We start from the raw sequence: 13,802 nt of genomic DNA on the forward strand, positions 1-13,802 counted from the left end.
GCCCGGTTCAAGCACTTCAAGGACGATAGGACCCGCACCGGCGCGTACCGCACCGACCAGTCCCCGGACCGGGCCGCCATCACCCTGCGCGGCTGGACCCCGACCATGACAGAAACAGGGATCGCCTGGACCTCACCAGCAGGCTACTACTACCCGCCAGATTCCAGGGACGGGCAACCACCGCTCTACCCCGCATTCCTGAAAAACCTCATCAACACCACCCTCGAAGACATCCAAACCAGCGGCAACTGGCCCGATGACGCCTACTACACCCAAGCCGCAGCCACCATCGATCAGGAACAAGACTGGGACCCCGAAAACCTCCCCCAAGAACCCGCCTGGGCCATCCCCAACGCCGAAGACAACACCATCCTGACCCAACAAGCCATCGCAGACTTCCACACCAACCACCCCGACGCAACCTGACACCACCAACACCTGAGTTCCCGTTCACGCACGGGAGAGTAGACGCGTTCGCCGGTCACCACGAGGCCAGATCCAGGTAGTCGTCCCGGTGGGCGAATAAGCGCGGAGGTTACTCCACCATATGGAGAATATGTTCGGGTTCCGTAGGATCAAACGCAGGAGGCGGGCCGTGACTTCCAGCAGGGCCTGCCGTGAAACTCGAAAGGTCTCATCTTGTCGATTTTGACGCTCATTCCCCTGTTCATCGGACTTGCTGTGCTGGTGGTGCTGATAATTGCCGCCGCGATCATCTCCCGCATGGCATTGCACATTGCCAGCCCGGACCAGGCCCTGGTCATCTCTTCCAAGGACAATAAGAGCCAGCCGGACCCCAACAGCCAGCGCGTCGTATTCGGGCGGATCTTCATCAACCCGTTCACCCAGCGGGCCTACCCGCTCTCGCTCGCGTCACGTCAGGTGACGCTGAAGATTGAGGGCATCTCCAAGAACGGCATCAAGCTCCATCTCACCGGTGTGGCCCAGGTCAAAGTCGGCGGAGACGCCGATTCCGTCCGCAAGGCGGCCCAGCGCTTCCTCAACCAGCAGGATGCCATCGACCACTACACGCAGGAAACACTCTCGGGTTCACTGCGTTCAATCGTGGGCACGTTAACCGTAGAGTCCATCATCAAGGACCGCGCAACGTTCGCCAAGAGCGTGAAGGAGGAGGCCGAGCATTCCATGCATAACCAGGGCCTGGAGATCGACACTTTCCAGATCCAGTCGGTGGATGACGATTCCGGCTACCTGCTCAATCTTGGCCGTCCCGAGGCTGCCCTGGCCGAGAAGAACGCCAAGATCGCCGAGGCGCAGTTCCTGCAGGAAGCCGAGCAGGCCAAGGCCATTGCCGACGAGCAGGTCGCCCTGGCCCAGCAGCAGCTGATCATCAAGCGAGCCGAACTGAAGGAAGAGGCCGATGCCCGCCAGGCCCGCGCCGACGCTGCCGGTCCGCTTGCCGCCGCCGAGCAGCAGGAACAGGTCATCATCCGCGACCAGCAGGTCGCCCTGCGCCGTGCCGAACTGCGTGAGAAGGAGCTCGACACCGAGGTCCGCAAGCCCGCAGATGCCGAGAAGTACCGCCTGATCCAGCAGGCTGACGCCAAGCTGGAGGAACGACGTCGGGCGTCGGAGGCCGCTGAAATCGAGGCCACCGTCGAACTCGCCAAGCGCAAGCTCACAGCTGAGGGTGACAGGGTGGCCGCAGAGGCAGACGCTGCCGCCGCTACGGCCAGGGGCAATGCCGAGGCTGCCGTCATCGAAGCCTGGGGCAGCGCAGATGCCACCGTCATCAAGTCGCTCGGCCAGGCCGAAGCCGAATCCACCGAGGCCAAGGGTGTAGCAGAGGCCGCCAGCATTGCGGCCCAGGCCGAAGCCTACGAGAAGTTCAACGAGGCGGCCATCCTCAGCAAGGTCCTTGAGGTCCTGCCGGCCATGGCACGGGAAGTGGCAGCACCGATGGCTGCCATCAAGGACATGACCGTGATTTCCAACGACGGCGCCAGCCAGCTGAGCAAGAACGTGTCCAACGGCGTTCAGCAGACAACGCAGCTGATCAAGGACTCAACCGGTCTTGACATCATCGGCCTGCTGCAGGACATGATCGGCGGCACATCCAAGGAAGCCTCAAACGGAATCACAAGCACCGTGTTCAATGGGGGATCCAAGTCCAAATCCGCAGCTGAAGCGCCGGAGCTTGAGCTGGAGAACAACTAGAAAACACGACGGCTGCCATCCACTATCCGAGTTCCGGGTAGTGGATGGCAGCCGTCTGTGGGTGGGCGCGCACCCAGCCCTTGAGCACGTTAGATCCGTAAGATGACAGCATTGGGTTCTCCGGGTCGTCGCTGACGCCGCGGGCCTCGGCCGCCAGTGCCGGGGGCAGCGGCACTGTATCGATCACGGCGTCCAGGCGCGGCGACCAGAAAAACGGCACTGAGTACCGGTCCACGCCGGGCGGGGGAGCGGTGACTCGGTGGATGGTGGCCATGAGGTAGCCGTTGGTGGCCACCTCGAGCATCTCCCCCAGGTTCACCACAAGTGCGCCGGGGATGGGCTCTACGGGAATCCATTCCTGTTGCCCGTGCGGCTGGACCTCCAGCCCGCCCACCTGATCCTGCAGCAAAAGCGTGACAAAGCCGTAGTCGGCGTGCGCACCAACTCCCTGGGTGCCAGCCTCCGGCACCTGGCCTCCGACATAGTGGACCAGCTTGCCCATCCATGCGGGGGACCAGGTAAACGGTTCGGCAAAGTAGTCCTCAGGCAGTCCGAGCGCCACACTGATGCCCTCCAACAGTTCCGCACCGATGCGCGCCATCAGGGTCGTCCACTGTAGGGCCGTGCGCTGAAGCTCTGGGTATCCGGCTGGCCATTGGTTGTGTCCCTGCAAGCGCAGGAACAGCTGGTCATCAGGGATGTCGATGAAGGGCTCGCGGTCGGGGCCAAAGTCGATCTGCTCCCGGGAGTCGGCCCGGCCGCGGGTAATCTCCGTGCCCAGGCGCGTGTACCCGCGGAACTGGGGGGAGGTGCGGTTGTCCAGTTCCAGCCGCTGCTCCAGCGGCAGCCGGAAGAACCCCGCGACGGTGTCAAGAAGCTCCTGGACCTGCCCGTCTGCCGCACCGTAATTGATGACCTGGAAGAACCCCACATTGTGCGCGGCGTCGCGCAGGGAGTCGATGAACTCCGCGTTGAAGAACCCGTCCGGATTGCGGGCGGAGGAGAAGTCCAGAACGGGTACTGATGTACGTGGTGTGCTCATCACTCCAGCGTGGACGCTGCAAACCCAAAAAGCGAGTAAAAAATCACCAGGATTTGAACATGGACGTCGGTACCCTGGATTCCGTGGAGTTTCCTTACTCCTGAACAACTCCCGTTGCGGCCCGCAGGCGTAGCGTTAAGCCATGGCCAATGCAGCTCGTGACGACCCCGAAAGCTCGCTTGCGGCTGGCCGCAGCGTCCGGGGATCACTGCGCCGCGTGCCAGTGTGGGTATGGCGGCTTTTCATGCACTCCATCAGCCAACGTGAACTGAGGGACCTCAATGTGGATCCCGTTGCGGGTGTCAGGCAATGGCATGACATCGACTTCGTGGGAGACCATATCCGCTCGCACAGACTGGACGTCCTGGTTCCCAGGAACGGCACCACGGCGCAGAGTCCACTTCCGGTCTACGTCTACTTTCACGGCGGCGGATGGACCTCAGGCGATAAAGCATCACTGACAAAGTACTGTGCGGGGCAGGCGGCCTGTGGCCTTGTGGTGGTCAACGTCAACTACCGGATGGCACCGCACTTTCACCTCGGCCACGTCCTTGCGGATGCAAACGAGGCCCTGAGCTGGGTGACGGACAACATCAACGTCTTTGGCGGGGACGCACATCGGGTGGTCCTGGGCGGGGACTCCGCGGGCGGCCAGATTTCGGCGTTGATGGCGGCGGCAACTTTTCGGCCCGAACTTGCCGAGCACTATGCGTTCATTCCCGCAATGGCTGCGGATGACCTCAAAGGATTGGTTCAGCATTGCAGCATCGTTGACCTGTCGGAGTTCTTCGACAGGGGGTTTGTGCTTAGCCTGAACTTCGTGCGGATGCTGCTTCCCCATGGCGACAAGGCCATCCGCAAGGACAGGCACAGGCTGCGCGAGGAATCCCACTACATGTCGCCCATTGAGTGGCTTGACTCACGGTGCCCGCCGGTCTTCATCACCACCTCCGAGCGTGACTTCTTCTACGCCTCGAACATGAAATTGATCCGGCAGCTGTACCAGCACGGCGTTCCCGTCGAATCGCTTGTCTACGGATGGCGCAGCGTCAACACACAGCACACCTGGCAGCAGAACTACAGGTATCCGGAATCCCAGGAGGTGTACGGGCGGCTGCAGTCCTTCATCAAGAAGGTGACGGCGCTGGCCTGACACGAGGCCTCTGTGCGCCGTCAGCGGGTCTTGGCCGCGAACGTTTCCGCCCACTTGGTACGCAATGGCTTCCAGAACCAGGGACGCCGCGTACTCGGCCCTATCGGCGAACCCATGCCCCGGACCGCTAGGCTGTCACCATGACTGTTGATCCCTCGCTGGTCGTTGACCTTCCCGGCCACACGGTGCGCCGCGCCGTTGTCTCCGGCATGTACAACAACGTTTACCTCATCACTTCCAAGGCCACAGGGGTCCAGGTGCTCATCGACGCGGCGGACGACCTGCCCGCCATCAATGAGCTCTTCGAAACCGCCGGCGGTGACGCGGCAGTTCCACCATCGATCGCCATGATTGCCACGACCCACCAGCATTGGGACCATATCCGTGCGCTGGCGGCCCTGACAGGCCAAACAGGTGCGCCGACGGCGGCAGGGGCCGAGGATGTTGCGGGCATTGACGCAGGTGCCGGGGTGCTCGCCAACCAGGCGCTGGACCACGGTGACACGCTCAACGTGGACGGCATCACTCTCGCCTGTGTGCATTTGCGAGGCCACACACCAGGCTCCATCGCCTACGTGCTGGAATCCGGCACCGGGCCCGCTGTCATTTTCAGCGGCGATTCGCTGTTCCCCGGGGGAGTTGGCAACACCGAAAAGGACCCGGAGCGCTTCACCCAGTTGTTGGACGACGTCGAGGAACGCCTCTTTCGCGTGTACGCCGACGACACCCTTGTCCTTCCCGGCCACGGCGATGCAACAACCCTCGGCGCTGAACGTCCGTCACTGCCCCAGTGGCGCGAACGTGGCTGGTAGGGCTTTTCAACCACCGGGTAAGCTGGCTACATGTACTTTATTGTTGTTAAATTCCAGGTAAAGCCCGAGTTCACCGAGCAGTTCATGGGCCTGGTGACGCCCTTCACCGAGGCGACCCGCGCCGAGCCCGGCAACCTGTGGTTCGACTGGTCGCGCAGCGTTGAGGACCCCAACGAGTTTGTCCTCATCGAGGCCTTCCTTGACGACGATGCCGCCGGCTCCCACGTGAACAGTGCGCACTTCAAAGCTGGACTGGAATCCATGCGCCCGGCGCTGGTCTCCACGCCCAAGATTGTTTCCCGCAAGGTGGACGGCAGCTCCTGGGGAGAAATGGGTGAACTGCAGATCGGCTGATCCGCGTGCCAACACCGACTTCGGGGGACCTCCCGCACGGGCTCTTTGACCTCGCCCTGATTGGACGGGGACTGGTCTTTGCCCAATCCCTGCCCCTCCTTGCGGGCATCCTGACCGATCCGGACCACGACCTCACGCACCCCGGGGGTGGTGCCGCCGTCGTCCAGGCACCGCCCGGCACAGGCAAAACAACGCTCGTGCCACCGCTGGTGGCGAATGTTCTCAATCCCCACGGCAGCACGGTGCGCAAGGTGCTCGTCACCCAGCCGCGCCGCGTCGCCGTGAGGTCAGCCGCCCGCCGCTTGTCGGTGCTCGACGGCACGCCGCTTGGCGGAAGGGTCGGCTACACCGTGCGCGGTGAAAGCCACACAGGCCCCCACACTGTCCTCGAATTCCTCACCCCCGGCATCCTGCTGCGCCGCCTGCTCCGGGACCCGGGGCTGGAAGGGGTGGCCGCCGTCGTGCTTGATGAGGTCCACGAACGCGGCCTGGACACCGACCTCCTGCTCGGCATGCTCGGCGAGGTCCGCGAACTGCGCGGGGACCTGGTGCTGCTGGCGATGTCGGCCACCCTTGACGCCGCCCGCTTTGCGCAATTGCTTGGCACGGACGACGGCGCGTCCCCGGCCCCCGTGGTCGAGTGCCCCTCGGCGCTTTTCCCCCTTGAGATCCGGTGGGCACCGTCAGCCCTGCCGCGCATGGACGAACGCGGAATCTCCCGCGCCTTCCTCGACCATGTTGCCGACACCGCTGCGGCCGCCCACGCGGATGCAGTCGGGGAAAGCCCGGACGTTGACGCGCTCGTTTTTGCCCCGGGCGCGTGGGAGGTCGGGCACATTGCCGCCCGGCTTCGTTCGCGGGCACCCGGCGTTGACGTGCTTGAACTGCATGGCCAGGTGCCTGCGCGCGAGCAAGACCGGGCAGTGTCGGCCCGGGAACGCGGGGGACTCCCACGCATCATCGTTTCGACGTCGTTGGCCGAGTCGTCGCTGACGGTTCCGGGCGTGCGTTTGGTGGTTGACTCGGGGCTCTCGCGTGAACCGCGCCGTGACGCAGCGCGCGGCATGACAGGTTTGGTGACTGTTTCGACGTCGCGGGCGTCAGCCGAGCAGCGGGCGGGACGTGCCGCGCGCCTTGGCCCGGGTACAGTGGTTCGCTGCTACGACCAGAAGACTTTTGCCGCAGCCCCGGCCCATCCCATGCCGGAAATTGCCGTTGCCGACCTGAGCTCGGCGGCACTGACCCTGGCCTGTTGGGGTTCGCCGGGCGGGGCAGGGCTGCGGCTGCCCGACAAGCCTCCAGCCCCGGCGATGGCGGCCGCCGTGGCTGTGCTTGGCGAATTGGGTGCCGTCGATGCGCGTGGCCACGCGACATCCCTTGGCCGGACCCTCGCAGAAATTCCGGCGGACCCCCGGCTTGCCCGCGCCCTCCTTGACGGTGCACCGGTGGTGGGCGCCAAGGTCGCGGCGGAAGTGGTCGCCCTGGTTTCGGGCGAGGGCCGCGCGCCGGGGGCCGACCTCACGGCGCTGCTCTCGGCCATGCGATCCGGGCGCGATCCGGGCGCTAAGCGCTGGGCGCAGGAAGTTCGCAGGCTCGAAAAGCTGGTGGGCCACACTGCCAAGGCGGCCACGGCGGCAGTCGACGCGTCAGAGGTGGTGGGGTTCGTCGTCGGACTTGCCTTCCCCGACAGGGTTGCGCGGCTGGTGCCCGGCGCTGCCGGTCAGCAGTACCTGCTTTCATCCGGCACCCGGGCCGGGCTTCCTGCTGGAAGTTCGCTGGCCGGTCACCAGTGGCTGGCCGTTGCGGAAGTTGCGCGCGCCCAGGGCCGTGATGCTGCCGGGACAGGTGCCCTCATCCGTTCCGCAGCGCCCCTGGATGAGGACAATGCCATGGTCGTTGCGGCGTCCATGGTGGCCGATGAGGTGTCTGCGCAGTTCAGGAACGGCAAGGTCACCGCTCGCAGGGAGCGTCGGCTCGGCGCCGTGGTGCTTGCCTCGACGCCGGTCAAGGCAACCGCTGCGCAGGGACGTGACGCCGTCGCCGAGGCGCTTGCCCGGGATGGCCTCGGGATACTTCCATGGAGCGGTTCGGCGGATGCGTTGCGGCGCAGAATGGCGATTTTGCAGCGTGAGCTGGGGGAGCCGTGGCCCGACGTCAGTGACACGGCTTTGCTCGATCGGTTGCCCGATTGGCTGGGTCCCGAGCTTGAGGCGGTTGCCGCGGGCCGGGCGCTGTCCGCCCTCAAGCTAACTGACCCGCTGCGGCGCCTGCTGCCCTGGCCCGAGGCCTCGAAACTTGGTGAACTTGCCCCTGAGACGTTGGTCGTGCCCAGCGGCTCCCACATCAGGATCGATTACCCTGACGTGTCCGACGCCGGCCCTCCGGTCGTGGCTGTCAAATTGCAGGAATGCTTTGGGCTGGCCTCTACGCCGATGCTGGTCAAGGGTCGAGTCCGGGTGCTGTTCCACCTGCTGTCACCCGCGCGGCGGCCGCTGGCAGTCACCGACGACCTCGCCTCCTTCTGGAGCGGGCCCTACGCCCAGGTCAGGGCCGAGATGCGTGGGCGCTACCCCAAGCACCCCTGGCCCGAAGATCCATGGAGCGCACCGGCCACATCGAAAGTGAAGAGCCGGATGTAATTGGCGCCCCTGGGTGTGGCTGTTCTGACGATTGCCGGATGCTCCCCGTTCATCGTAGCTCCTTGTCCTCGACATCAACAGGAACGTCAACACAATGAACACCGGGGAGCGCCTCACTGCCGCCGCAGTGAGGATGAATCAGCCACAGATTTCTTCCCGTCCGGCGGCCAACCAATCGCCACCCAGGTGCTTACGGCCTGGCAATAACACGCCCATCTCGCTCTCCCTGGCACCCATTAGCTTGGGGTCGCGGGAGTGGTCAGCGCTCCTGACTGGTGCCCTGACGCGTTGCCCGGCGCCAACCGTTGTCAGGGAGGTGCGAACTTGCCTGCGCACCCATCTGGGCCATCCCGCCGTCGACCTCCCAGCTGGCACCGGTGACATAACTGGCCGCCGGTGAAGCAAGGAAAGCAACGACGCCGGCCACCTCCTCCGCGGTGCCGGCGTGACCGAGGGGGAGTCCTGGCCTGGGAATATCGTGCGGATGGCGTGTTTCATCGGGGGCAAGGTGCGTGGCAATTTCACCCGGAGCTATGGTGTTGACGGTGATGCCATGCCCCGAAAGCTCAAGCGCAAGGGTCTTGGCCAGCCCGTCAAGGCCAAACTTTGAGGCGCAATACGCCCCGAAGCCGAACCGCGGCTGGTGTGCGTGAATGCTTGTGACCACCACTATGCGTCCGCCGGACTCCCCGGCAATGAGCAGTTTGGACGCCGCCTGAAGGCAGAGGAACGCCCCGTTCAGATTGGTGTCAAGGATGCGCTGCCAGTGGGCATAGTCGGTGTCAACGACAGAACTGACAAGACCGATGCCGACATTGTTGACGAAAACGCCAAGCGAGCCGAGCGCCCCCGCCAGCTCGTTTACCGCCGGGGCGCAACTGGGCAGGTCGGTCGTGTCGAGCCACAGAGACGAGGCGCACTGGCCGAGGTCCTCAATGGACTTGGCGGTGTCGGCGGCGCCGGCTTCATCGTCGTGCCAGGTAAAGCCGACGTCAAAACCGTCACGGGCCAATGCGGTGGCCGTCGCCTTGCCAATACCCCGGTCAGCGCCTGTGACGATCGCCGTGCGGGGATAGCCGGCAGGGGCGCCGGAAACGGGCGCCGGCTCGGGCACTATTCCTTGACTTTGTTGGCGGCGGATCGTTCGGTCTTGCTGCCCGCGGTGGCGAGGTCACCGGCGTCGTCCTCGAGATGCGCACGCATGAACCACTGGAACAATTCCAACTGCGCGCACTGGCTGATGATCATGTCCTCGGTGATGGCATCCAGCGGTCCGACCTCGGCAAGGGTCTTGCGGTGGCTCTTCAGGAACCCCGTGTACACCACGTCGAGTGCGCCAAGGTGAGCGGATGTGTGGGCCCGGCCAATGGAGTAGTCGTCCCAGGATCGGGTCGCCACCAACGCGCCGGGGAGTCCGTTGGGGGAGACGCCGAGGGTTGCGATCCGCTCCGCCGTTGCATCGACCATGGCACGGACAAGGTCAATCTGCGGGTCAAGCATTTCATGGACGCTGATAAAGTCCCGTCCCACCACGTTCCAGTGCGCGTGCTTGAGCGTGAGCTGGAGGTCGTTCAGTGCGTGGAGCCGGGACTGCAGCAGCTCGGCGACCTTGTGTCCGTTCTGCAGCGACAGTCCGGGAACCGTGTAACCTGCGTGGGCTGTTCTCTTGACGACCATTGAAACTCCTTCAAGTCTGATGCTCTGACGGTTTTCAATCCGGTACCTGAGTCCCGGCCTGTTACCACGCTAGCGACAAGGGGGCCGAAGTTCCAGAGTCAGCGGGCGCGTCAGTGCGGGAATTTGTCAAATAATCGTGTCCGAGGAATTTGGCCGACGTCACAAAACGATTGTTCATGATCGCAGTTCGTGTCCAATTGCCACACATCAAGCAAATTTCTAGCGTTGTCGTCAGGCTGTGACCCGGCGCATAGGTCGCCGGCGGGCGTCTCGTCGGCTCCACCCCATCATGCACCAATAAGGAGTTCTCCTGTATGGGCCGAATTAGCTAGCGAATTGCCATGCTGGCTGCCCTTTCAGCCACCGCCTGTTCCGTCATTCCGGCAAAGATCGCATTGGCGGCGGGGATGGCCCGCTACTCCCTGCCCCCACAGCGTTGGTACCGAACGTGCAGTCGTTTCAAGCCGGGGCAGCTGCGCATCAGCTTGTCGGAGTCGGTCTGATCCAATGACATGCTCTGTCCGATGGCGGCAGCAATCATGCCACCCCCTGATCTCAGCCCCGATCAGGGATATCCACGCGGAACTACTGGTTGGACAATGCTTATTCGAACCGGGAGGGATCTCCCATGCCGCGGCGCACCACCTCTGGGTAGCCGCTAGAGAAGTCAATGACAGTGGTGGGCTCGGCACCGACGTCGCCCGAGTCAATGACGGCCTCTACCACGTTGTCCAGCGCTTCCTTGATCTCCCATCCCTGGGTGAGGGGCGCCTCCTCATTGGGCAGAAGCAGGGTGCTGGAGAGCATGGGTTCACCCAGTTCCTCCAAAATGGCATGGATCAGGCGGCTGTCGGGGATGCGCACACCGACGGTCTTCTTCTTGGGGTGGGCCAGACGCTTGGGCACCTCCTTGGTGGCCGGCAGAATGAACGTGTAGGGACCCGGCGTGACCGCCTTGATGCTGCGGAAATTGTCGTTGTCCACCATCACTAGTTGCCCCAGCTGCGCAAAGTCCTTGCACACCAGGGTGAAGTGGTGCTTGCTGTCCAGCTGGCGGATGCTGCGGATCCTGTCAAGTGCCTCCCTGTTTCCGAGCTGCGCCCCCAGGGCGTAACAGGAATCCGTAGGGTAGGCGATCAGCCCACCCGATTGCAGGATGGCCACGATCTGGCTGACCGATCGCGGCTGCGGGTCGTGGGGATGGATGTCAAAGAATTTAGCCATGTCCCGAGCATACGACCCCTGCGCATATTTGGCTCCAGTGCCGGACCCGTCGCCGATTTTTCGGACCTGCAATTTCGGCCGGCCGGGGGGATTTTCCTGGCTCTGTTCAGCAATCTCCCATTTTTCTGGAGGAGTCTGGATAAGGACCGGTGCCCTGCGGCAAACTGCCGCCACGCACAGTCCGGAAGCAGCGGGACAAGGATTTGACGAGAATTAAGGGACGTTGGCACATGGCCACAGGATCAGCTCAGCAGCCAGGCAATACCAAAAAATCTGTACGTGGCGGGCAGCTGGGACCTGGTGGCGCGTTGTCGAACCTGGCACGGTTGTTCTTGGTGTGCGGCATTGTCGGCGTAGTTGTGGCCGGCTTGTTTGTGCCGATCGGAGCCGTGGCGACGGCCGCCGTGAGCGGCGCGGACGACTTCCTGTCGGTTGTTCCTCAGGGTTTGGACTTTAAGGCGCCGGCCCAGGCAACGACTGTCCTGGCCTCCGACGGATCCACCATCGCCACGCTGTATGCGCAGGACCGGCAGGTCGTTCCCCTGGCCGACATGTCACCCTATGTGCGCGACGGCATTGTATCCATCGAGGATGCCAGATTCTATGAGCACGGGGGAGTGGACCCCACAGGCATAGCCCGCGCCTTGGTTGCCACCCTGAATGGTGGCCGCCAGGGAGCTTCGACGATCACGCAGCAATACGTCAACAACATGCTGATTGAACAACTGGTTTCCAACGGGAATTCCGACCAGGCAAAGTTGGGTGCGGCGAAGACCCTGGCCGACAAGGTCAAGGAAATCCAGCTCGCCATCGGCCTGGAGAAGAAGATGTCCAAGGACGAGATCCTCGCCGGTTACCTGAACATCATTTACTTTGGCAACGGCACCTACGGCATTGAGGCCGCGTCGAAACTGTACTTCAACACCACGGCCAAGAACCTCACGCTTCCCCAGGCCGCTGCGCTGGCCGGCGTCGTCAACAGCCCCAGCTTCTACGATCCGATAGCCGAGCCGGCCAACGTGGTCAACCGGCGTAATGAAGTGCTGGCCAAGATGCTGGCCCGGCAGAAGATCAGCCAAAACGACTACGACGCCGCCATCAAGACGCCCCTGACGCTCCATGTCACAAAGACCGCCCAGGGTTGCGCCGCAGCCAATACGGCACCCTACTTCTGTGACTACATCCAGCAGTTGATTCTCAATGACAACACTTTTGGTGCGACTCCCGAGGAGCGGACCAAGGTCCTGTACCAGGGTGGCCTGACCATTCAAACCACCCTTGACCCCGCCCTGCAAAAGGTGGCCAAGGAGCAGGCCGACGCCACGATGAGCCCGACCGACCCGTTGCAGCGCGGAGCCGCCATCGTCAGTGTAGAGCCTGGTACCGGCAAGGTTGTTGCCATGGCGCAAAACACCGTGTTCAATCCTGCGCCAGCCCCCGGAAACTATATGGGCAACTTTGCCCTTCCTGTCAATGATGCCAACGGGCTGCCGCTCCACGGTGCCGGCGGCTTCCAGATCGGTTCGACGTTCAAGCCGTTCGTGTTTGCCGAATGGCTCAACAGCGGGCACTCAATGATGACGACCATCAACGGTGCCGTGCAGATTTACCCCGTGGGCTACCCGTGGAAGAACAGCTGCGGGACGACTACCGGCAACTACGACCCGGCGGTGGGGGACCAGCCCCTCCCGAACGATGACCCGAACCACTACTACCCCATGAGCGCGTACGAGGGCCTGTACAACTCCATCAACACCATCACCTTCCAGACGGCCACGGCCCTGGACTTCTGCAATATCCAAAAGATGGCGACTGCCGCCGGGGTCAAGGACGGGCGCACCAACAAGCCTTATGACCTCTCAAGCATTGCCAACCTGATCGGCACCCAGAACGTGGCACCGATGGACATGGCAACCGCGTTCGCAACGTTCGCCAGCGGTGGCATCCACTGCGACCCGATCGCCATCAGCTCCATCACCGACACAACCGGCACCAAGTACCCCGTGCCGGGCGCCAATTGCAAGCGCGCCATCAGCGCCGACGTGGCTGCCGGTGTGACACATGCGCTGCAGACCGTCCTGGTCAAAGGCTCTGGGTATAACATTCCCCTCGACAACAAGTCGCTGGCGTTCGCGAAGACGGGCACCACGGACAGGAATATCGACACCTGGACGATTGGCGGGACGAGCGGCATTGTCACGGCCTCCTGGTTCGGCAGCTATCAGGGCAACGCCCAGCAATGGTGGAACCAGGACATCACGATCAACGGCCGGTTCTATGCTGGCGTTGACGGCGCCGATCTCGCTGGTGGACAGTGGGCTGCCGTCTTGAACGCGGCGGCCACCAACCCGGCCTATGAGGGGAAGCCCTTCGTCCAGCCGCCGGCGTCGATGTTGCAGACCACCGCGCCCCTCTTGGCCGGGAGGAACGACCCCAAGCCAGGCGATGCGCCCGTTCCGGTGCAGCCGCAGGTGCCGGTTCCCCAGCAACAACAGCAGGTGCCGGTTCCCCAGCAACAACAGCAGGCGCCGGTTCCGGTGCAGCCGCAGGTGCCGCAACAAACGCAGCAACCAGCGGAACCCCAACAGGTCACGCCACCCACCCCGCAATCCAGCAAGGGTAACTAGCTTCCCAAGCCTGCTGACATGGCCGTTCCCGTCCTTCCCAAATTCGCTCCTTTCACTTGTGTGTCGGAGAATGGGGAGCAACGGGAACGGCCCGTT

General features: G+C 63.5%; 10 protein-coding genes and 1 pseudogene. 7 read left to right on the forward strand and 4 right to left on the reverse strand.

Annotated elements, in window-relative coordinates:
* Positions 1-426: pseudogene (locus AAGW05_RS08800) on the forward strand (hypothetical protein); the annotation flags it as partial.
* Between the two features lie 213 nt (positions 427-639).
* Entirely contained in the window at positions 640-2,178 is a 1,539-nt protein-coding gene (locus AAGW05_RS08805) for a flotillin family protein (RefSeq protein ID WP_411804133.1), read from the forward strand.
* 22 nt (positions 2,179-2,200) lie between these two features.
* On the opposite strand, the gene AAGW05_RS08810 is transcribed toward AAGW05_RS08805, so the two are convergent.
* Positions 2,201-3,220, reverse strand: coding sequence for an isopenicillin N synthase family dioxygenase (locus AAGW05_RS08810; RefSeq protein ID WP_411804134.1), 1,020 nt, complete (start codon positions 3,218-3,220; stop codon positions 2,201-2,203).
* A gap of 142 nt (positions 3,221-3,362) precedes the next feature.
* Here AAGW05_RS08810 and AAGW05_RS08815 point away from each other — a divergent pair, with 142 nt between their 5' ends.
* The 4 genes from AAGW05_RS08815 (at position 3,363) to hrpB (ending at position 8,178) form a co-directional block, all read left to right on the forward strand.
* Positions 3,363-4,373 (forward strand): alpha/beta hydrolase, encoded by a 1,011-nt coding sequence (locus AAGW05_RS08815; RefSeq protein ID WP_411804135.1) that lies wholly within the window; start codon positions 3,363-3,365, stop codon positions 4,371-4,373.
* 140 nt (positions 4,374-4,513) lie between these two features.
* On the forward strand, positions 4,514-5,185 hold the full coding sequence (locus AAGW05_RS08820) for an MBL fold metallo-hydrolase (protein ID WP_411804136.1): 672 nt from the start codon (positions 4,514-4,516) through the stop codon (positions 5,183-5,185).
* A 30-nt stretch (positions 5,186-5,215) separates the two neighbouring features.
* The gene (locus AAGW05_RS08825; protein WP_411804137.1) at positions 5,216-5,539 is read left to right on the forward strand and encodes a putative quinol monooxygenase; all 324 of its coding nucleotides are present in this window, start codon (positions 5,216-5,218) and stop codon (positions 5,537-5,539) included.
* On the forward strand, positions 5,539-8,178 hold the full coding sequence (gene hrpB, locus AAGW05_RS08830; RefSeq protein WP_411804316.1) for an ATP-dependent helicase HrpB: 2,640 nt from the start codon (positions 5,539-5,541) through the stop codon (positions 8,176-8,178). Before AAGW05_RS08825 ends, hrpB begins: the two co-directional genes overlap by 1 nt.
* A 259-nt stretch (positions 8,179-8,437) precedes the next feature.
* Here hrpB and AAGW05_RS08835 read toward each other — a convergent pair whose 3' ends face one another.
* The 3 genes from AAGW05_RS08835 to AAGW05_RS08845 all read right to left on the reverse strand — a co-directional run bounded on the left by AAGW05_RS08835 (position 8,438) and on the right by AAGW05_RS08845 (position 11,079).
* Positions 8,438-9,292 carry an SDR family oxidoreductase gene (locus tag AAGW05_RS08835; RefSeq protein WP_411804138.1) on the reverse strand — a complete coding sequence of 285 codons (855 nt, stop codon included), beginning with the start codon at positions 9,290-9,292 and terminating at the stop codon, positions 8,438-8,440.
* The gene (locus AAGW05_RS08840) at positions 9,292-9,855 is read right to left on the reverse strand and encodes a Dps family protein (RefSeq protein WP_411804139.1); all 564 of its coding nucleotides are present in this window, start codon (positions 9,853-9,855) and stop codon (positions 9,292-9,294) included. The genes AAGW05_RS08835 and AAGW05_RS08840 overlap by 1 nt, the downstream gene beginning before the upstream one ends.
* Positions 9,856-10,458: 603 nt before the next feature.
* A complete protein-coding gene (locus tag AAGW05_RS08845; protein WP_411804140.1) occupies positions 10,459-11,079 on the reverse strand; it encodes an L-threonylcarbamoyladenylate synthase in 621 nt (206 codons plus the stop codon).
* Between the two features lie 230 nt (positions 11,080-11,309).
* On the opposite strand from AAGW05_RS08845, the gene AAGW05_RS08850 reads away from it, so the two are divergent.
* On the forward strand, positions 11,310-13,706 hold the full coding sequence (locus AAGW05_RS08850) for a transglycosylase domain-containing protein (RefSeq protein ID WP_411804141.1): 2,397 nt from the start codon (positions 11,310-11,312) through the stop codon (positions 13,704-13,706).
* The last annotated feature ends 96 nt before the right edge of the window (positions 13,707-13,802 follow it).

It is taken from the genome of Arthrobacter sp. LAPM80 (assembly GCF_046736435.1).
Classification (GTDB): Bacteria; Actinomycetota; Actinomycetes; order Actinomycetales; family Micrococcaceae; genus Specibacter.